This is a genomic window from Rhizobium sp. CF122 (genome assembly GCF_000282035.1).
In the GTDB taxonomy this organism is placed as follows: Bacteria; Pseudomonadota; Alphaproteobacteria; order Rhizobiales; family Rhizobiaceae; genus Rhizobium.
In genome coordinates this window covers 163,206-182,345 of sequence record NZ_AKKA01000071.1, presented here as the reverse complement: position 1 = coordinate 182,345, position 19,140 = coordinate 163,206, and the positions used below count along the sequence as shown (strand labels likewise).

The 19,140-nt window shown below is 59.8% G+C and carries 21 protein-coding genes; 4 read left to right on the top strand and 17 right to left on the bottom strand.

Translation table 11 applies throughout. The annotated features are described in order from the left end of the window. Nucleotides 1–155 precede the first annotated feature (155 nt). Entirely contained in the window at nucleotides 156–1,370 is a 1,215-nt protein-coding gene (gene hemA, locus PMI09_RS14720) for a 5-aminolevulinate synthase (RefSeq protein ID WP_007795300.1), read from the bottom strand. A gap of 231 nt (nucleotides 1,371–1,601) precedes the next feature. Between hemA and PMI09_RS14715 the strand changes: the two genes are divergently transcribed. The 3 genes from PMI09_RS14715 to PMI09_RS14705 are packed head-to-tail and all read left to right on the top strand — an operon-like array spanning nucleotide 1,602 to nucleotide 3,085. Beyond that, the gene (locus tag PMI09_RS14715; RefSeq protein ID WP_007795296.1) at nucleotides 1,602–2,366 is read left to right on the top strand and encodes a heme ABC transporter permease; all 765 of its coding nucleotides are present in this window, start codon (nucleotides 1,602–1,604) and stop codon (nucleotides 2,364–2,366) included. A gap of 1 nt (nucleotide 2,367) precedes the next feature. Then, on the top strand, nucleotides 2,368–2,532 hold the full coding sequence (gene ccmD, locus PMI09_RS14710) for a heme exporter protein CcmD (protein WP_007795293.1): 165 nt from the start codon (nucleotides 2,368–2,370) through the stop codon (nucleotides 2,530–2,532). Then, the gene (locus PMI09_RS14705; RefSeq protein ID WP_007795291.1) at nucleotides 2,525–3,085 is read left to right on the top strand and encodes a DsbE family thiol:disulfide interchange protein; all 561 of its coding nucleotides are present in this window, start codon (nucleotides 2,525–2,527) and stop codon (nucleotides 3,083–3,085) included. Before ccmD ends, PMI09_RS14705 begins: the two co-directional genes overlap by 8 nt. 77 nt (nucleotides 3,086–3,162) lie before the next feature. Here PMI09_RS14705 and PMI09_RS14700 read toward each other — a convergent pair whose 3' ends face one another. The 16 genes from PMI09_RS14700 to ccoN form a co-directional block, all read right to left on the bottom strand. Continuing rightward, nucleotides 3,163–3,834: a CBS domain-containing protein gene (locus PMI09_RS14700; protein WP_007795289.1), complete on the bottom strand. Its 672-nt coding sequence runs from the start codon at nucleotides 3,832–3,834 to the stop codon at nucleotides 3,163–3,165. A gap of 45 nt (nucleotides 3,835–3,879) precedes the next feature. Then, nucleotides 3,880–4,365 carry a cytochrome c-type biogenesis protein gene (locus PMI09_RS14695; protein WP_007795285.1) on the bottom strand — a complete coding sequence of 162 codons (486 nt, stop codon included), beginning with the start codon at nucleotides 4,363–4,365 and terminating at the stop codon, nucleotides 3,880–3,882. Continuing rightward, the gene (locus PMI09_RS14690) at nucleotides 4,362–6,359 is read right to left on the bottom strand and encodes a heme lyase CcmF/NrfE family subunit (protein ID WP_007795281.1); all 1,998 of its coding nucleotides are present in this window, start codon (nucleotides 6,357–6,359) and stop codon (nucleotides 4,362–4,364) included. The genes PMI09_RS14695 and PMI09_RS14690 overlap by 4 nt, the downstream gene beginning before the upstream one ends. Further along, nucleotides 6,356–6,808 (bottom strand): cytochrome c maturation protein CcmE, encoded by a 453-nt coding sequence (gene ccmE / locus PMI09_RS14685; protein ID WP_007795278.1) that lies wholly within the window; start codon nucleotides 6,806–6,808, stop codon nucleotides 6,356–6,358. Before ccmE ends, PMI09_RS14690 begins: the two co-directional genes overlap by 4 nt. Continuing rightward, entirely contained in the window at nucleotides 6,805–7,920 is a 1,116-nt protein-coding gene (gene ccmI / locus PMI09_RS14680; protein WP_007795276.1) for a c-type cytochrome biogenesis protein CcmI, read from the bottom strand. The genes ccmE and ccmI overlap by 4 nt, the downstream gene beginning before the upstream one ends. 68 nt (nucleotides 7,921–7,988) lie before the next feature. Beyond that, complete coding sequence (locus tag PMI09_RS14675; RefSeq protein ID WP_007795273.1) at nucleotides 7,989–8,714, bottom strand: response regulator; 726 nt, start codon at nucleotides 8,712–8,714, stop codon at nucleotides 7,989–7,991. Between the two features lie 124 nt (nucleotides 8,715–8,838). Beyond that, complete coding sequence (locus PMI09_RS14670) at nucleotides 8,839–9,504, bottom strand: Crp/Fnr family transcriptional regulator (protein ID WP_007795270.1); 666 nt, start codon at nucleotides 9,502–9,504, stop codon at nucleotides 8,839–8,841. A gap of 29 nt (nucleotides 9,505–9,533) precedes the next feature. Further along, nucleotides 9,534–9,689 (bottom strand): cbb3-type cytochrome oxidase assembly protein CcoS, encoded by a 156-nt coding sequence (gene ccoS, locus PMI09_RS14665; protein WP_007795267.1) that lies wholly within the window; start codon nucleotides 9,687–9,689, stop codon nucleotides 9,534–9,536. Beyond that, nucleotides 9,686–11,962 (bottom strand): cation-translocating P-type ATPase, encoded by a 2,277-nt coding sequence (locus PMI09_RS14660; protein ID WP_007795263.1) that lies wholly within the window; start codon nucleotides 11,960–11,962, stop codon nucleotides 9,686–9,688. The genes ccoS and PMI09_RS14660 overlap by 4 nt, the downstream gene beginning before the upstream one ends. Beyond that, nucleotides 11,959–12,444 (bottom strand): FixH family protein, encoded by a 486-nt coding sequence (locus PMI09_RS14655; protein WP_007795261.1) that lies wholly within the window; start codon nucleotides 12,442–12,444, stop codon nucleotides 11,959–11,961. The genes PMI09_RS14660 and PMI09_RS14655 overlap by 4 nt, the downstream gene beginning before the upstream one ends. Next, the gene (gene ccoG, locus PMI09_RS14650) at nucleotides 12,441–14,009 is read right to left on the bottom strand and encodes a cytochrome c oxidase accessory protein CcoG (RefSeq protein ID WP_007795258.1); all 1,569 of its coding nucleotides are present in this window, start codon (nucleotides 14,007–14,009) and stop codon (nucleotides 12,441–12,443) included. The genes PMI09_RS14655 and ccoG overlap by 4 nt, the downstream gene beginning before the upstream one ends. A gap of 556 nt (nucleotides 14,010–14,565) precedes the next feature. Then, nucleotides 14,566–14,751, bottom strand: coding sequence for a hypothetical protein (locus PMI09_RS14645; protein WP_007795256.1), 186 nt, complete (start codon nucleotides 14,749–14,751; stop codon nucleotides 14,566–14,568). A gap of 10 nt (nucleotides 14,752–14,761) precedes the next feature. After that, nucleotides 14,762–15,625 (bottom strand): cytochrome-c oxidase, cbb3-type subunit III, encoded by an 864-nt coding sequence (gene ccoP, locus PMI09_RS14640; protein ID WP_007795254.1) that lies wholly within the window; start codon nucleotides 15,623–15,625, stop codon nucleotides 14,762–14,764. 1 nt (nucleotide 15,626) lies between these two features. Then, nucleotides 15,627–15,779, bottom strand: a complete 153-nt coding sequence (locus PMI09_RS14635) for a CcoQ/FixQ family Cbb3-type cytochrome c oxidase assembly chaperone (RefSeq protein ID WP_007795252.1) — start codon at nucleotides 15,777–15,779, stop codon at nucleotides 15,627–15,629. A 9-nt stretch (nucleotides 15,780–15,788) separates the two neighbouring features. Beyond that, complete coding sequence (gene ccoO / locus PMI09_RS14630; protein WP_007795249.1) at nucleotides 15,789–16,523, bottom strand: cytochrome-c oxidase, cbb3-type subunit II; 735 nt, start codon at nucleotides 16,521–16,523, stop codon at nucleotides 15,789–15,791. An 8-nt stretch (nucleotides 16,524–16,531) separates the two neighbouring features. Continuing rightward, complete coding sequence (gene ccoN / locus PMI09_RS14625; protein WP_007795246.1) at nucleotides 16,532–18,154, bottom strand: cytochrome-c oxidase, cbb3-type subunit I; 1,623 nt, start codon at nucleotides 18,152–18,154, stop codon at nucleotides 16,532–16,534. Between the two features lie 237 nt (nucleotides 18,155–18,391). On the opposite strand from ccoN, the gene PMI09_RS14620 reads away from it, so the two are divergent. Further along, nucleotides 18,392–19,123 (top strand): Crp/Fnr family transcriptional regulator, encoded by a 732-nt coding sequence (locus PMI09_RS14620; RefSeq protein ID WP_007795243.1) that lies wholly within the window; start codon nucleotides 18,392–18,394, stop codon nucleotides 19,121–19,123. The last annotated feature ends 17 nt before the right edge of the window (nucleotides 19,124–19,140 follow it).

Below are 19,140 nucleotides of genomic sequence, written 5' to 3'. Positions count from 1 at the left end.
GGGAGAGCCGCGGGAGGAACCCGCGGCAACGCGTGCTCAGGAAATTCTGCGTGAGTTTGGTCCGAGGGACCACTTGAGGACCGAAATCTCAAACCACCTGCGGGCGATCGGTCGCGACATCGCCCGCGATTTTGTCGTGGACTAGGCTAAGGCGGCTACGCCACGTGCCGCGCCAGGGCGCAGCGCGACCAGAGCGAATGCAGGGCATCGACGAGATGCTCGATGTCGGCGTCGCTGTGCAGCGGCGTCGGGGTGATGCGCAGGCGCTCGGTCTTCTTCGGCACCGTCGGGTAGTTGATCGGCTGCACATAGACGCCGCAATTGTCGAGCAGCAGGTCGGAGATCCACTTGCACTTGGCGGCATCGCCGACCATGACCGGGACGATATGGCTCGGATTGGGCATATGCGGGATGCCACGCTGATCGAGCAGCGCCCTCAGCTTGCGGACCCGATCCTGATGCCGCGCCCGCTCGAAAGGGCTGACCTTCAGATGCTGGATCGAGGCCACCGCACCGGCGGCGAGCGCCGGCGGCAGCGCCGTCGTGAAGATGAAGCCGGAGGCGAAGGAGCGGATGAAGTCGCAAAGTGCGGTCGATGCGGCGATGTAGCCGCCCATGACGCCGAACGCCTTGCCGAGCGTGCCTTCGATGACCGTCAGGCGATCCATCAGCCCTTCGCGCTCGGCAATGCCGCCGCCGCGCGGTCCGTACATGCCGACGGCATGCACTTCGTCGAGATAGGTCATCGCACCGTACTTGTCGGCGAGATCGCAGATCTCCTTGATCGGCGCGATATCGCCGTCCATCGAATAGACGGATTCGAACGCGATCAGCTTCGGCGCCTTCGGATCGGCGGCCGCCAGCTTGGCTTCGAGATCGTGGATGTCGTTGTGCTTCCAGATCACCTTCTCGCACTTGGCATAGCGGATGCCTTCGATCATCGAGGCGTGGTTCAGCGCATCGGAAAAGATGATGAGGCCGGGGATCTTGGCGCCGAGGGTGCCGAGCGCGGCCCAGTTGGACACATAGCCCGAGGTGAAGATCAGCGCCGCTTGCTTGCCGTGCAGGTCGGCCAGCTCGCGCTCGAGCAGAACGTGGTAGTGGGTGGTGCCAGAGATATTCCGGGTGCCTCCCGCACCCGCGCCACAGTGATCGATGGCGTTCTTCATCGCCTCGATCACCTTCGGGTTCTGACCCATGCCGAGATAGTCGTTGGAGCACCAGACCGTGACTTCTTTCGGGCCGTCCGCCGTGTGCCGCGTGGCGCGCGGAAAGCTGCCGCGGTGACGCTCGAGATCGGCAAAAACGCGATAACGGCCTTCGCTGTGAAGCCCGTCCAACTCGTCTTTAAAGAACGCTTCGAAATCCATCATCTGCTCCTTCTGCGGAGCGATCGGTACAGGAGGCCGACGCAGTCGTATTTGATCTCTGTCAAGCAACTGGCGTTTCGCATCTGAAAAACGATCGGAAGTCCGGGTGTCGGGTCGGCGGACAGGCCTACCCTTTCTGCGAAGAGCAAAGTGCCAGCAGTTGATCGCTTTCGTCTCTTCATTGATCGGGATCAATTAACGGGCGCGAGTTTGGCATTAAGCTCTGCACGCATGAGCCCATACGCCCGATTGAAAAGCGCCGTTGCTGGTTTGGCCCAGCCCACCAGGTTCTTAGAGCTCGCCGAGCGCGTGCTTCCCCTCCTGCTGGCTCTTACCGCGCTCTGTCTTGTGGGAGGCCTGTATCTGAGCTTTAGCTCCGACGTCGACTACCAGCAGGGCTCGACGGTACGGATCATGTACGTCCATGTCCCAACGGCGTGGATCGCCATGCTCTGCTACACGGTGATGACCGCCAATGCGATCGGGTCCATAGTATGGCGACATCCGCTGGCGGATGTTGCTGCCAGGGCCGCAGCGCCGCTGGGCGCCACATTCACGTTTGTATCGCTGGTGACGGGGGCGATCTGGGGCAAGCCGATGTGGGGCACATGGTGGGTCTGGGACGCACGCCTGACCTCTATGTTTGTCCTGTTCATCATGTATCTCGGTATCGTCGCCATCAACCGGGCGATCGATGAGCCGACACGGGCCGCGCGCGTCACCGCGGTTCTCATCATCGTCGGGTTCGTGAACATCCCGATCATCAAGTTTTCCGTCGATTGGTGGAACACGCTCCACCAGCCTGCAAGCGTCCTTCGGTTCGATGGACCGGCGCTCGATATCGAATTCCTGCGACCATTGATGGTCATGGGCCTCGCGTTCGCCACCCTCTTCTTTACGCTCTACCTGGCGTCGATCAGAAACGAGATCTGGAGAAGAAAGATCATCGCGCAGCACAGGCTCGCAGCAAGATTCGTAGTTCACAAGGAGAATTGAAATGGATCACCAGCACTATGTGGTCGCGGCATATGCCTTGACGTTTGCCGTGATGTTGGCAACAGCTGTGAAGGTCTGGCTTGCCGGCCGAAGCTACCGTCGACAAGTCAGAGTACTTGCAACTATGCGCCGCCATCAGCCGCGCGACGAGCGCCAGCATGCGTAACTATGTTCTGGCCGGTCTCCCGCTGATGGTGTTTTTGGGAATTGCTGGCGCTGTCGCGAATACTCTCTATCGCGAATCCGTTGGGGGGTATTTGCCGACGACGATTCCCTCGGCACTTATCGGACAGAAGCATCCGGCAGTGAACCTTCCGCCGCTCGCGGGCCTGCCAATGCCGGCGCTCGACGAAAGCGTCTTCGAAAACAAGGTCGTCGTCTTGAACATCTTCGCATCGTGGTGCGTCCCTTGTCGGCAGGAACATCCGGCACTTATGCAGCTCGCCAAGGACCCGCGTGTCCAGCTGGTGGCCGTCAACTACAAGGACGCACCGGAGAAGGCGTTGGCCTTCCTTGAGGAAAATGGAAATCCTTTCGCTGCCATTGGCGTTGATGACGCAGGACGAAGCGCGATGGACTGGGGTGTGTACGGGGTACCAGAGACTTTTGTGATCGATCGCTCGGGGCGGATAACGCATAAGCATGTCGGACCGCTGGAAAACGACAGCCTCTCACACGAGATCAACCCTGCCATCGACGACGCCCTCTCCGCTGGCTAGCGGCCAGACGACCAATCTTTGGCGTCGCACAAAGAAGCGGTGTAACCCAGGCTGGTTTGTCCCCCATTCAGTCCATGTCATTCGCTGGCGGAGGGCGTGACGCGGAGCCGGTCGCGGTATCCACCGATTCCGAGGCTCTCGACCAGAACCTTTATGGCCTTGCGCTTAAGATCCGATTCAACCTGGCCATCCACGGTCACCTGTCCGTTGGCGACCGACACCTGAATCTTTTGAGGCGTCAGGCCAAGGTCGGCGCGCAGCCGGGTTCGAATGGCGAGACGAATGGATTCGTCCTCTCTTGGCAGCGTTATGGACGGCGCTTCGACGATTATGCGCAGGATGTCCCGGCGGCTTACTATTCCTACCAGTCTGCCGTCCTCGACGATTGGCAGCCGCTTGATCCGATGTGCCTGCAGGCTTTCGGCGATATCCGACACTTCGCTATCGGGCCGCGCAACGATGACGTCCTGAGACATGACGTCTGCGACGCACCATCCATGGCTGCAGATATAGCGTTCCAAGTCGATTTCCGAGATGAATTCTGCCGACCGAACGGAGCGCGGAGCAAGTCGTATTTCTCTGCGCAGAAGCAGGTCGCCTTCGGTAAGCATGCCGCAAACCAGGCTCTCGTCATCGACGACCGGAAGCCCGCTGATATTGTTTTGGATCATGACCGCGACGGCGTGGCGCACACCTACTGCTGGGCTGATTGAGACCACGTTCGTGGTCATTATTTCCTTCGCCTGCATGGTCCTGCCCTCACTGTCGTGGTTATGCATCGACCAAGGTAATGGCTAGGCATCGGCCTTGCTTTGATTTCCGTCAAACTTCGATGCGAGCAAGTGCTGAAGCTCGGCGTTCTCCTGATCGCTGAGCGCGGCTACGGTCCGACGCCTCGTCCCCCTTGCAACGGCTACAAGGACTCCGGAAGCGACCCCGGCAAGCAACAGGGGCGCTGCCCATAGGAGGATCGTTCGCGCGTTGACGCGCGGCTTTAGCAGGACGAATTCACCGTATCGCGACACCAAGTAGTCGACCACGTCCCGATCGGAATCCCCAGCAGCGATGCGTTCGCGAACGAGAAGCCGCAGGTCTTTGGCGAGCTCCGCGTTGGATTCATCGATCGACTGGTTCTGGCAGACCATGCAGCGCAACTCGCAAGAGATCGCCCGAGCCCGCGCCTCCAAGACGGGATCCGCGAGCATCTCGTCCGGGTTCACCGCGAAGGCGGGCAGGCTTGAGAGAAGGAACAGCAGCGCGAGGACGACACGTCGCATCATTCCGCAAGCTCCGCAATTGACGTGAGGCTCCTCGAGGGCTTTGCTTTCCGACTTGGCGCTCCGATGCGGAGCCGGCGGTCACTAAGAGAAACGAAGCCTCCGGCGGCCATGACCAGGGCGCCACCCCAGATGAGCGTGATGAGCGGTTTCCACCAGACCCGCACGACAATGCCACCGTCGTTGGTCGGATCGCCAAGAGAGAGGTAGAGCTGGCTGGACCCGAATGTCAGGATGCCCGCTTCGGTCGTGGGCATCTGTCGCGCATCGTAGACGCGTTTCGCCGACCACGTCTCGCCAACGCTGACGCCACCACGGCTTATGATGAAGTGCCCGCGATCTTCTTTGTAGTTCTGCCCCCTTTCGGGCCTCATCCCATCGAACCTAATCGAGTATCCCCCAGCATCGATCGTTTCGCCGGGTTTCATCTGTGCCACGCGCTCGGTTTCGAACGTCGTGACGGCAACGATGCCGAGGACGGTCAGCCCAAGCCCGGCGTGGGCGAGAGCAGTGCCGAATGCTGAACGAGGCAGCCCGGAGAGCCGGCGCCATGCCACCCGGTTGGGGACGTTGCCTACGCCCGCGCGGTACCAAAGCTCGGTGAGCGCCCCCAGCACCAGATAGAGGCCCGCCGCGAGTCCGAAGATCGAAAGTACCGGCCCGCCGTGGTACGCATAGAAGACGGCCAAGGCGGCGGCGAACGAAATGGCGGCGACAAGGTACAAGCGTTGCATTGCCCCCAGGAGATCCCCGCGCTTCCACGCCAGAAGGGGTCCAAACGGGACGATAATTAACAGCGGGATCATCAGCGATCCGAACGTCAGGTTGAAGAACGGTGCGCCGACGGAAATCTTGTCGCCTGTGATCGTCTCCAGCAGCAGGGGATAAAGGGTTCCCGTCAGCACCGTTCCGCAGGCGACGGTGAGGATAAGATTGTTCAGTACCAGAGAACCCTCACGTGATATCGGCGCAAACAATCCCCCGGCGCTAAGCGTGGGTGCACGGTAGGCGAACAGCGACAGCGAGCCACCGATAAAAACCATCAGGATACAAAGGATGAAGATGCCACGGGAAGGATCGCTTGCAAACGCGTGAACCGAGGTCAGCACTCCGGACCGCACAAGGAAGGTTCCCATTAGCGACAGGGAGAAGGTGAGGATGGCAAGAAGCACCGTCCATATCTTCAGCGCCTCGCGTTTCTCCATCACCAGTGCGGAATGAAGGAGCGCGGTGCCGGCAAGCCACGGCATGAGGGACGAATTCTCGACCGGATCCCAGAACCACCAGCCGCCCCACCCGAGCTCGTAGTACGCCCAGTAAGAACCCATGGCGATGCCGAGCGTCAGGAAGGTCCAGGCGGCAAGCGTCCACGGCCGGACCCAGCGCGCCCAGGCGGCGTCGATGCGACCCTCGATAAGCGCGGCGATGGCAAAGGAGAAGCAGACGGAGAAACCGACGTAGCCGAGATAGAGCAACGGCGGGTGGATCGCGAGTCCGACGTCCTGCAGGACGGGATTGAGATCCTTGCCCTCGGCTGGCGCAGGATCAAGACGCGCGAATGGATTCGACGTCAGCAGAATGAAAAGAATGAATGTGACCGAGATCCATGCCTGTACGGACAGTACATTCGCCTTCAACGTCTGCGGAAGATTGCGGCCAAAGACGGCAACGAACGCGGTGAACAGCGACAGGATCATGAGCCAGAGCATCATCGATCCCTCGTGATTGCCCCAGACACCGGAGTATTTGTAGATCAACGGCACGAGGGAGTGCGAGTTCTCCCACACGTTCTCGACCGAGAAGTCCGAAACAACGTGGGCATAGGTCAGGACGCCAAAAGAGAAAGCCACCAACAAGAAGAATATCACGGACCCGAGCGGAGCCACCTCCATCATCTGATGGTCAAGGCGGCGCGCACCGATCGCAGGGACGACGGAGACAACGATGGCCGTCGCCAGTGCAAGCACGAGTGCGTAGTGACCGATCTCGATGATCATTGCGCGGCTCCCGCATGCTGCCAAAGTCCCTGCTCTTTCAGCCCATCGGCCACATCCTTCGGCATGTACTTCTCGTCGTGCTTGGCAAGGACCGTATCCGCGCTGAAGACATCGCTTCCGGTTGCAAAACGGCCCTCCGTCACGACGCCCTGACCTTCCCGAAAGAGGTCGGGCAGGATTCCCGCATATCGAACCTTGATGACGCCGCCGGCCGGGTCGGTGACGGCAAACTGCACCGTCGAACCGGCGCCACGCACGATGCTGCCTTCGCTAACGAGGCCGCCAAGGCGGATGCGCGTTGCGGGCTGAAGATCATTTTTCGCGAGGTCGGACGGCATGTAGAAGTAGGCGACCGACTGGCTGAAGGCGAACATGACAAGCAGCACCGCGGCAACTATGAAACTCATGCCGCCACCAATGACCGCAAGGCGTTTTTGCTTGCGTGTCATCTCGTCGTTCCTTCCATAGAAATGCCAAGTTCTCGCCCAAGCGATACGAGCTGGCCGCCCTTGTCGCTGTCGGCAGGAAACGTCGTCAGTCCTCGCCTGAGCGCCGCCAGCGCCTGTCCGTCGTCTTTGAGCACCGCGTAGGATCTGATCAGCTTCAACCAACCGTCGAGATTGTTTGGGTCGGCGGTCAGCTTCGCGTCCAAACTGTCGACCATTCTCCGGATCATCTCGGGTTCTTGGTCAGGCTGCATCGACCCGGCCGCTGCCGTGTCGGTCTTCCCAGGTCCTTCGATATGCGGGCCGCCGTTTGCGGCGATGTGTTCCCTTACAAGCGGCATCCAAGGAGCTGTCACTGGCGAGGTGGCAGCAAGCGCTTCGAACGCCTGTCGCGCGCCGACTTTGTCTCCCGCCTGCTCCAGCGACAGCGCAAGGTAGAACCGCGCCCGCGGATTTCCAGGCTCAAGTTCGAGTATCTGGTCCAGTACAGCTTGCGCTTGTCCGGTCACCGCGCCTCCCGACTGCGCCATTAAAGTCTCTGCGAGACCGTCCAGACGTGGAATGCCTGGACCCAGAATCCGAACGGCGTTGCGGTAGGCGTTCTCTGCATCGCCCGCTCGGCCCATCTTCAGTAGAACCGGGGCGATGACATCCCAGCCGCGACCGTCGGCGGGGTCCTGAGCGAGGTGTTGCTCAGTCTTTTGAACGAGGATCGCAATATCCTGGCCGGGGTTCCTCAGGCGAGCCTGCAGCGGCTGGGAGGGTAGCTCCGGCGAACCAACGGCGACGTACATGCCGATGCTCAAAAGCGGAAGCAACGATACGACGCAGAACCTGAGCCATAGATGGCTTCGCGGATGCAATGACTGCTCTGGTGCCTTGTCCTTGGCTCTGAGAAGACGGCGAGCGGTTTCGGCGCGGGCGAGTTCATATTCGCCTGGCGCAATCTGCCCGGCTTCCATTTCCTCTTCGAGTTCGAGAAGCTGGTTGCGATAAACAGTGGATGCCATTTGCGATTGGCTTGGACGCCGGGAGCGACCGTTGGACGCCAGCGGATGAAGAAGTGCTGCTGTTGTGGCGGTCGTGATGACCGCGAAGAGAATCCAAATAGCCATTGTCTTTAGACGCCTGTGTGCGCCCGAAGACTAGCGGAGTTCATCACCCGCACATTGATGCGGATCAATTAGGGACGACTTAGTTGACCCGTGAACACATATCCAACCCCACGGACCGACTGGATGAGTGCAGGCGCCTTCGGGTCGACCTCGATCTTCTTCCGCAATCGTACGATCTGGGCATCGATCGCCCTGTCGAAGGCTTCCAGGTTTCGGTTTCTTGTCTGGTCCATGAGCGTCTCTCGTGACAATACGCGGCCGGCATTGCGGACGAACACCAGAAGCATGTCGAACTCCCCCGTGGTGAGAGGCACGTCGCCGCCGCTTGGGGCAGTGAGCCGTCTGCGAGCGAGGTCCAATCGCCACCCGTCGAAGACGAGGCTTTCCTCTTCATGGGCGAAAGCGCGCGACGGCAGCGTCGTCGATGCGCGTCTACGCAAGACGGTCCGTAAGCGTGCAAGAAGTTCGCGCAGATGAAACGGCTTGGCTATGTAGTCGTCGGCGCCCACCTCCAGTCCGACAACCTTGTCCGTGACGTCGTCTTGGCCCGTCAGCATAAGCACTGGCACGTCGGACGTATTGCGAAGCTCCCTCAAGAGCTCCAGGCCGTTCTCTCCATTCGGAAGCACGAGATCGAGGAAGACGGCGGCGTATGTTGCCTTCGCCAGTTCCGCGCGCATGGCAGAGCCGTTGCTCACGGCATGCACTCGGTAGCCGTTGTCCTCGAAGTAACGGATCAGCATCTGCCTGATCCGGGCGTCATCATCGACTACTAGAATGCGATCGGATTCCATTTCGCTCAATTGTCCCGCTGCGAACTTGCAACGGAGAAATAACGCAGGATTTTAGCCAACGCCACAGGCAGGATTGTAAATCCGATGTCGCGGATAAAACTCAGTGGCGGCTGGCATTCGGTCTCTAGCAGGCCTCTTTCAAAAGGCTCACGCTCTCGATGGAGATGTTTTTGCCTTTGACGGCGACGCCCAACGGTGCCAGGGCGGCAAACGCACGCGAGAGGGCTTCGGGGGCCAGACCCAGCTTTCCCGCAAGTATTCGTTTTTGATAGGGTAGACGCAATGTGACACGAGAAACGGAAGGTGGGCATCGGGCGATGAGGTAGTTGGCTACCCTCCGGGCTGCCGTATGAAGCCGATCTCCCGCAATGCAGTCGAGTGCGCCCAGAAAATGTCTCGCCATTATGTGCATAATGTTTCGTTGAATACCGTGATGCTGCTCCGCGAGTGACCGCAACTGCTTGAGATCGAACATCACAATTTCCGTAAACTCCGCCGCCCAGGCACCATGTGCATAGGTGGCCCCGCCGGCAACGAGGTATTCCGCGAAGATGTCACCGGGTTCGCAGATGCAGACGTCAGCTTCGCGGCCAGCCGATTCCTTCTTTGTAAGGCGCACGAGCCCGCTGGCGATACAGAAAATGAACCGAGCTTTCTGCCCCTCTTCGACGATTCGTTCGTGAGGAGAGAATGTTCGCGCTTCGGCCAGGGCCGATAGCGTCTCCACAGTTTCTCGATCCAACCCTGCGAGCAGCTCGGATCGCAGAAGCACGGGATTTCTTGCAAGCATCGTCCTTCCTTTCGTGCCTGAGGCAACCGTTACGGTGTCGGTTCGTTTTCATCGTCCGCGAGCACACGCCAGGCGGCGCCCTGAAGGTCCTCGTACTGGCCGCTTTTAAGCGACCAAAGGAAGGCAAGGAGCCCCATACCGCCCATAAACAGCGCGATCGGGATCAGGTAGATCAACATGTTCATGCTGCGTTGACCTCTCTAGTCGCGGTCATTGTTCGTTCTCGACGCTGGCGCATGCCGCGTGTGTTCAGCCGTAGAGCGTTCGTGACGACGATGATCGAGGAGGTGGACATTGCCACTGCTGCGATCAGCGGAGTTGCATATCCTGCGATCGCGATCGGAACCGCCAACACGTTGTAGCCAATCGCGAGCGCGAAGTTCTGACGGATGAGCCTCGCAGCTTGTTTCGCGACCGCGATAGCCTGCGGCACGACCTCCAGCCGCTCGTTGAAGAATACCAGATCGGCGGCCTGGCGACCGATGTCGGACGCCGTGGCGGGAGCCATCGAAACGTGGGCTGCAGCAAGCGCCGGGGCGTCGTTGATGCCGTCGCCAACCATCAAAACTTGGTGGCCATCGGCGCTGAACCGTTGGCATTCCTCAACCTTGTGCTGTGGCGCAAGAGCGCCCAGGGCCTTGTCAAGACCCAGCACGAGAGCCGTATTGTCGACCACGCTCTGGCGGTCGCCCGAGATGATCACCGTTTCATATCCGCGCGCCTTGAGCTCATCCACGGCTTCTCTGGCGCCCGGTCGAAGCGTGTCCTCGAAGAAGAAGCGGGCCCGAACTTCGCCATTTCTCGACAGCACGACCTCGGAGAAGGGGCTGTCATCGCTTGAGGATGCGGAGATGGCGTCTGCGAACGCCGCGTTGCCCAGTCTATAGGTCTCGTCTCCGCGAGAAGCCTGAAGCCCGCCTCCAGGAATCTCGCTCACGCGATCGAACGGTATGGGAGCCGGCCCCCCGCTTCGCGCTAAGGCCTGCGACAGTGGATGGCGCGAATGCACTGCCAAGCCCTTGGCTTTCGCTATCAACGTTTCGTCCGAGGCTGTGGTCGTTACAAGCCGTGGCACGCCAATGGTCAGCGTGCCCGTCTTGTCGAAGGCAACCGTGTCGACCTCTGCCAGTCGTTCCAGCGCAGAGCCATCCTTCACCATGACCCCTCTTCGGAAGAGTTCGCCCGCAGCAACGACCTGTACAACGGGGACTGCGAGGCCGAGCGCGCATGGGCAGGTGATGATGAGAACGGCCACCGCCACCAACATCGCATGCGTCCAGTCGCCTCCAAAAAAGCCCCACGCGAGAAACGAGACAAGCGCTAGAAGGTGGACTGCCGGCGAGTAAAGGGATGCGGCCCGGTCGGCGATCCGACGGTAGCGAGCGCGGCCGCCTTCGGCCGCTTCCATCAGATTGATGATTTCTGCGAGAAGGGAGTTCTTCGCAAGTTTTGTCGCCCGCACGACAAGCGAGCCGGTCAGGTTCATAGCTCCTGAGCTAACCTGGCTCCCGCCGGCGACGGCCACGGGACTGCTTTCGCCGGTAACGATCGAAAGATCAATGTCGCTTTCTCCGCTGACGATCATTCCGTCAACCGGAATGCGCTCCCCGGCCGCGATCGCGATTTCATCACCAACGGCTATATCCTCAATTGCAACGTAACGCCGTGATCCGTCGCTAATCAGCAGCAGCGCTCCGCGCGGAGCCAGTCTTGCCAGGCCGTTGATTGCCGCGCGAGCCTTCTCGCGCATCACGTGATCGAGGGTTCTTCCTATAAGAAGAAAGAACAGCAGCGAAACCGATGCGTCGAACCACGCGTGCTCGCCGTGGTGCATGGTCTCCCATAGGGAAACCGCGTACGAGAGCGTGACCGCCAAGGAAATAGGCACGTCCATGTTGGTCCGGCCGTGCTTGAGCGCGTTCCATGCCGACCGGAAGAAAAAGCGCCCGGCATAGACCAAGGCGGGGGCCGCGATCAACGCGGAGATCCAATGGAACATGTCACGCGTCGCGGCGTCGGCTCCCGACCACACCGAAACCGATAACAGCATGATGTTCGTGGCTGCAAAGCCGGATACTCCGACGGCAAGCAGGAGTTGATTCCTTGTTGTGTCGTTTTCCGAGGCGATCGGAGTGAAAAGGTGCGCCCGATATCCGGCTGCGTTGATTGCAGAGATAATTCCAGTCGGATCTGTGGTGCGCTTTTCAAACTCTTGGCGGTATATGCACGTCACTCGCCGCGACGTGAGATTTACCCTTGCCTTTGCAACATAGGGAAGTGCGCACAGCGCCCTCTCGATGGTCGAAATACACCCACCGCAATGGACGTCGGGGACGCTTAGGTCGAGCTGGCGAAGGCCGTCCCCCAGCGGGTGGCTTGCAAGCGCGATCTCCTCGGCGCTGAACGCTGTCGCGCTCATTGCAAGTACGCTCTCGGTATTCATGTCGCAGCATGTCATTGGCCGAACCCCGCGGTGTCGATGCGAGCGGCTTCATGCATGACGATGGCGTCGCCTTTGCGGGAGATCACTTCAACTATCCAGTCGCCCGACGCGAGACGATGGCGGGCTTCGAACCGTCCTTCGCCCACCTTGCTGAACGGCACCTGGAAGTTCTCGTGGTCGCCGACGGGGCGCTTGAAATTCGCGGTGACCTCGTCGACCGCTGCAGGAGAGCGATCCTTGTTACGGATGTCGTAGTGGATCACGTCGTCCTTCAGGGAGAGTTTACCGACGATGCCCGATGCCGCCATCGCCTTCATGGCCTCGGCCTTGCGATTGAATTCCTGACTGGCGACGTAAGTGTTCTCCACCACCAGACCGCTCCAGCTCGACGATGCGAACCAGGCCATCGTAACGTTGACCCCAATGACGACCGCGAAGAAGGCGGACGTGACGAAAAGCATGTGTCGGCCAGTGAATCCTTGAGCGCGAGTGGTCATTTGACGTCTCCTGGGGCGTTGAACGCGGCGCGGTAGGTCGCCCGATCGGAATGGTCGGCGTCCTCGATGATGAAAAGGAACTCGTTGACTGCGGCGCCGGTCTGCTTCCGGGTAACGAATACTTTCAGCGAAGTGGCAACGTCGGGTTGAGCGTCCACAGTGAAGCTGCGGGCATCCTCTCTTCCGAATTCGGGGATGCGCATCGTCGCCCCTTCGAGACCGGAAAGGCTGACCTGTATTCGCCTGGGCTGCGGCACCATGTTCAGGATACGGAGCGTGTAGCCATTTCGGATCGAGCCGTCGCTCTCCAGAACATATTGTGGGTTGCGGTCGTGGACGACGTTGAGTTCGAGCCGGTCCCGCAATGCCAGATGCACGAGCATGGCAATGCCGATCAACGACCAGACGGCCGCGTAGAACACCACTCTTGGACGAAAGATGATGCGCCAGTTGAAGTGCCGGATCGCCTCCACGAACGTGCCGTCGGCATTCCGCACCTTGGCGGGCTGGACCTGTGTGCGTCCGTTGTCGGTCGCAAGTGCCATGTTGCTCGCATACTCGCTAAGGGTGGCATATGCGATCAGTCCGCGAGGCTTGCCAAGTTTGTCCATGACTCCGTCGCACGCGTCGATGCAAAGGGCGCAGGTGATGCACTCCATCTGCTGGCCATCTCGAATGTCGATCCCCATGGGACAGACGGCCACGCAGGCGTTGCAATCCACGCAGTCTCCGACGGCTATTCCTTTCGCCTGGGCCTTCTTGGCGTGACGCGTGCGGGTTTCACCGCGCCAGTCGTTGTAGGTTACGACCAACGAGTTCTCGTCGAGCATGGCGCCCTGGATGCGGGGCCAGGGGCACATGTAGGTGCAGACCTGCTCGCGCATCAGGCCGCCAAGCACGTAGGTCGTCGCCGTGAGGATAGCGACGGTCGCGTAAGCCACGGCGGGGGCCTGTCCGGTGAACAGTGAAGAAGCGAGACTGGGCGCATCTGCGAAATAGAAGATCCAGGCTCCGCCCGTGGCAACGCCAATGACGATCCAGATCGTGTGCTTCACGACACGCTTTCGTATCTTGTCGAAGCTCCAAGGCCCGGCGTCGAGCTTCATTCTAGCGTTGCGGTCGCCTTCGATCGCGCGCTCAACGACCAAAAACAAATCAACCCAAACCGTCTGGGGACAAGCGTACCCGCACCAGGCGCGTCCGACTGCGGAAGTCACCAAGAAGAGGCCAAAACCGGCCATCACAAGCAGGCCGGCTACGTAGTAGAATTCCTGTGGCCAGATCTCGATGAAAAAGAAGAAGAAACGGCGTGATGACAGGTCGACGAGAATGGCCTGATCGGGGGCATAGGGGCCACGATCCCAGCGAATCCACGGCGCAAGATAGTAGATGCCAAGCGTGACCAGCATCACGATCCATTTGAACCGACGAAATCGACCTTCAGCCCTTTTGGGAAACACCTTTTTTCTGGCGGCGTAGAGAGGCTCGCGGTTTCGGCGGGCGTTGACGGGCTCGGCGTTCAACCGTTCGACGTTCTCGGGATCTGGCGCTGTATATAGGTTCATGGGGCTTGTCCGAATTTTACCTGCCCGTTCTTGCAGCTTCGCGACCACCCTTCCTTGACGCAGATCAAGAACGGGCGATCCGCGATAAAAAGCCGCGCTCTGGACAGGAGGCGCGGCCTCGGAGGAGTTGGACAAGCAGCGCGTAACGGCGTTTGGCCTTCTGTCCTTTGAGCCACATCAACGACGCAGCGCGACCACAAAAAAAGAGGGCCACGCCTTGGAGAGAGGTGGCGTGGCCCGGAAGATCCGCGGGGAAGAATATCCGCGATAACTTCCGTCTAGACGGCAGGAGTCTTAGAGGTTGGTGTGGCCGGCGTCTTTGAGATAGGGCAAACTGCCAGGAGGTGGCCTCAACGCAGGAAGCGTTCGCAGCCAGTACGCCGGACCGGGGTCGCGCCGTGCGCGGTATTCTTCCGTAGCTTGCCCGCCTTTCGCGAAGGCGAGGACCGACGACCGGAACGATCTCCAAAAAAATGGCCGCATCCGAAGAGATGCGGCCCCAAGTCTATACTGGGCGAGGATGCGCGCTCACATCCTCGACTAGACAAGCGCCACTTTAGCGGCTTGTGGCCTTGTGATCTTTGAGGCAGGTCAAATTCACAATCGAACTGCCGATCTTTTCGGGGTCGTCCTGTTCGCTGACCGGCGGCGCCGTCTTCGCGCGTGCCGATACGCGCGAACGGATGACGGCGCGCGGCGTGCCGTAGAGGCCGAGGAGTGGGTTGTGGTCGTGGTTTGTCATTCTGATCTCCTTACGTCCCGCCGCCCAGCGAGTGGACGAACACCGTGAGTTCTTTCACCGTGGTGTCGCCCAACCTTGCAGACCAGGCGGGCATCATGCCGTGCTTTGGCGAATTGACCTGACGAACAATTGCATCTTCACCACGTCCCTTGAGCCAGATCGCGTCGGCGAGATCGGGAGCGCCCATATCCACCTTGCCTTTGGCGTCCTCCCCGTGACATGCGGCGCAGTTGTCCACAAACACCTGTTTTCCAGCTTCCGCGAGCTCCGGCTTGGATGGAGTGTTGGTCAGCCCCCACACGTAAGCTGCGACTTGTTCTGTCTGCGCTGCGTCTAGGGTCTCCTTGAATGCCGGCATCTCGGAAACGTGAGTTTCGGCGTCTGCATCGAAGCGAATTCCGTGAGCAATCGTCTTTTGAATCGAGTCGAGGTCGCCGCCCCACAGCCAGTCGTCGTCGTTCAAATTGGGGAAGCCGGGCCCCCCACTTGCTCCAGAACCATGGCAGGGTGCGCAGTTGACCTTAAAGGCCGATGCCCCGCCCGCGATAGCGAACTCGCGTAGCGCTGGGTCCGCATCGATTTCCTGCACGGTCTTGGTGGCGATCATGTCATGGAATTTCATCTGGCCTGCCCTGGCCAGGTCGAGGTCCTGCTGAAGCTCGGCGCGGCTCGAGAAGCCGAGAAGCCCCTTCGTCGTGGAAGTGATCATCGGGATGGCAGGATAGGCGACGGCATACCCGACGGCCCACAGAATCGTTGCGTAGAACGTCCACACCCACCATCTTGGCATCGGGTTGTTCAACTCGCGGATGCCATCCCATTCGTGTCCGGTGGTTTCGACGCCGCTGACTTCATCGATGTGCTTTTCCGACATCTCAATCATCCTTCAAGGGAATATCGGCGGCCTCTTTAGCCGTCTGCTTGCTGCCGGGACGAAGCGTGAAGAGGACCGCGCCTACGAAAAACGCGGCCATTGCCAGCAGGCCCCAACTGTCGGCGAAGTGCCGCATTGCTGTGTAAGTTTCCATCGGATCACCTCAACGGTAGCCGGTCGCGTCGTCGTAGGTCGAGAAGTCGACCAGCGTTCCGAGCATCTGCAGATAGGAAACGAGGGCGTCCATTTCCGTGAGCTTGGCGGGGTCGCCATCGAAGTCGCCGACCTTCGCCTTCGGGTAGCGAGCCAGGAGTTCGGTCGTGTCCGCGTTCGGATCCGCCTGTGCCTTCATATCGGCCTCGGCGTTCGCAAGCATGTCGGCGGTGTAGGGAACGCCAACGTCTTCGTTGGCCTTCAGATCCATTCCAACGTCCTTGACGGTGATCTCCTGCTCTTTGAGGAAGGCGTATTTCGGCATGATCGACTCGGGAACAACCGCCCTGGGATCGGAAAGATGCTGGACATGCCATTCGTTCGAGTAGCGCCCGCCGACGCGAGCGAGGTCCGGACCAGTGCGCTTCGAACCCCATTGGAAGGGGTGGTCGTACATCGACTCGGCCGCAAGCGAATAATGGCCGTAGCGCTCCACTTCGTCGCGGAACGGCCTGATCATCTGGCTGTGGCAGAGGTAGCAGCCTTCGCGGATGTAAATGTTGCGCCCCGCCAACTCCAACGGCGTGTAAGGACGCATTCCTTCAACCTTCTCGATCGTGTTCTGCAGATAGAACAGGGGCGCGATCTCGACGATGCCGCCGATGCTGACCACGAGAAGCGAGCCGACGAGGAGCAGCGTGGCGTTCTTTTCGAGGATCTGGTGTTTGTCTAATATCGATGCCATGTTTCACCTCACTCGGCAGGCTGTGCCTGGGGCACGTAAGCGGTCGGGATAGCGGCTTCGTTCCGAATGCGTCCGCGGATCGTCATGAAGACGTTCCACGCCATCACGATGCCGCCTGCCAGGTACAGCGTCCCGCCAACGGCTCGCAGCACGTAGTAGGGGATCATCGCGGAGACGGTTTCGGCGAAGGAGTAGACGAGGAAGCCCTGCGAATTGTACTCGCGCCACATCAGGCCCTGCTGAATGCCGGCGACCCAAAGGACGGCTGCGTAGATGACGATGCCGAGGGTGGCGAGCCAGAAGTGCCAGTTTACCATGCGCAGGCTATAGAGCCGGTCGCATCCCCAGAGCTTGGGCGTCAGGTAGTAGATCGCTCCGAAGGTGATCATACCCACCCATCCGAGGGCCCCCGAATGCACGTGACCGATCGTCCATTCAGTATAGTGGCTGAGCGAGTTGACGGTCTTCACCGACATCATCGGGCCTTCGAAGGTCGACATCCCATAGAAGGCGATGGCGACGATCATCATGCGGATGATCGGGTCGGTTCGGATCTTGTCCCAGGCTCCCGAGAGCGTCATCAGGCCGTTGATCATGCCGCCCCAAGAAGGCATCCACAGCATGACGGAAAACACCATGCCGAGTGTTTGTGCCCAGTCCGGCAGCGCAGTATAGTGAAGATGGTGCGGACCGGCCCAGATGTACATGAAGATCAGCGCCCAGAAGTGGATGATCGACAGGCGGTAGGAGTACACGGGACGGTTGGCTTGCTTTGGAACGAAGTAATACATCATCCCGAGGAAGCCTGCTGTCAGGAAGAAGCCGACGGCGTTGTGGCCGTACCACCACTGCGTAAGCGCGTCCTGCACGCCCGAGAATGCGGAGTAGCTCTTCACCCCGAGGAACGATGCGGGAACTGCAAGATTGTTTACGACGTGGAGCATCGCGATGGTCACGATGAAGCCGAGGTAGAACCAGTTCGCGACGTAGATATGCGGTTCCTTGCGCTTCAGGATCGTTCCTAGGTACACGACAAGGTACGCGACCCAGACGACCGTTAGCCAGATATCGACATACCATTCCGGCTCGGCGTATTCGCGCGCTTGGGTGATGCCCAGCACATATCCGGTCGCCGCCATGACGATGAAGAGCTGGTAGCCCCAGAAGACGAACCAGGCCAGACTACCGCCGAACAGGCGCGCGTGACAGGTGCGTTGCACGACATAGAACGAGGTCATGATAAGAGCGTTTCCGCCGAATGCGAAGATGACCGCGGACGTGTGAACAGGGCGCAGCCGTCCGAAATTCAGATACGGTGCTATGTTCAAGTCTGGGAAAGCCAGCTGCAGCGCGATGATCACTCCGACGAGAAAGCCGACGACGCCCCAAAAGACCGTCGCGATCAAGCCATATCGAATGACCTCGTCGAAATAGGCGGAGGCTTCGACCTTTGGCACCCTGCCCGCCGGTGAGAAATCCAGGTTCCTCATCAGCAGCACGGTGCCAACGAGAAGGCAGAAGCAAAGTATGCCCATATGAACTGCGAAAAGATGGTCGTGGGCGAAGGCGGCACCCAGCAATGCCAGGAACGCCCCCACTGCGACCACCATCGTTTCTGTTGTGTACTTCATAACGTCGTCCCCAGTGCGCAGACGACCGCTTTGCGGCCGGCTCTCTCGTACGTTGGGGAAGGACTGTCACGGGCTCGAGATTGGCTCCTTGATCTAAATCAACGACGCCCGCACTTTCGGTCGAAACATGGTGCTGTTACAAACTGTTACAAATTCTCACCCTTTGGAACCATTCGATCATTCCTGTGTGACTCGACGACGGTCTAGTGCCCTCATCAACCGAGAGGGGACGCGACGATGCTGATGCCGAACAATATTGCCTTTGAACATGCGCAAGCGACACATGACCGAATGAATGGGGCGCAGGCCCTCTCTGCCCTCTTCATGACGTCCGCGACAGAAACCATTGCGGCCGGAAAGGCGATCTGCTGGGAGGGCGACACCGCCAGGCATCTTTTCCAGGTTGTCGAAGGGGTCGTGCGTCTTCACCGCATCATCGGCGAAGGTCGTCGCGTGATTACCGCGTTCCACTTCCCGGGCGATCTCATCGGGGCGTCGCTCCAAAGCGACTTTCTCTTCACGGCCGAGGCCGTCAGCGACTGCAAGATCCGGCGTGTATCGCGCAAGAGCTTCCATGATGAAATCGCTCGATCTGAGGCTCTCCGCCCCATCTATATCAACCTGCTCTGCGAGGAGACCGCCGCGGCCAACAACCAGATGGTCCTGCTATCGAAGCTTAACGCGGAAGAGCGTCTGTGCAGCTTTATCGTCAAGCTCACATCACGCAGCGACGCCAAGATGCAACACGGCCTGCTTCGCGTCCCGATGAACCGCCAGGACATAGCCGACTACCTCGGCCTTACGATCGAGACCGTTTCCAGGACGATCACCAAGCTTGCATCGCGTAACATCGTCGTGCCGGAAGGACGCCATGACCTTAGAATCGTGAATCTTAGCCGCCTGGTACAGTTGTCGGGGAATGGAGATGATTTCTCGGATAAAACCTGCCATAGCGTCAGTCTGCACTAATGCAGGGAACCAGCAGG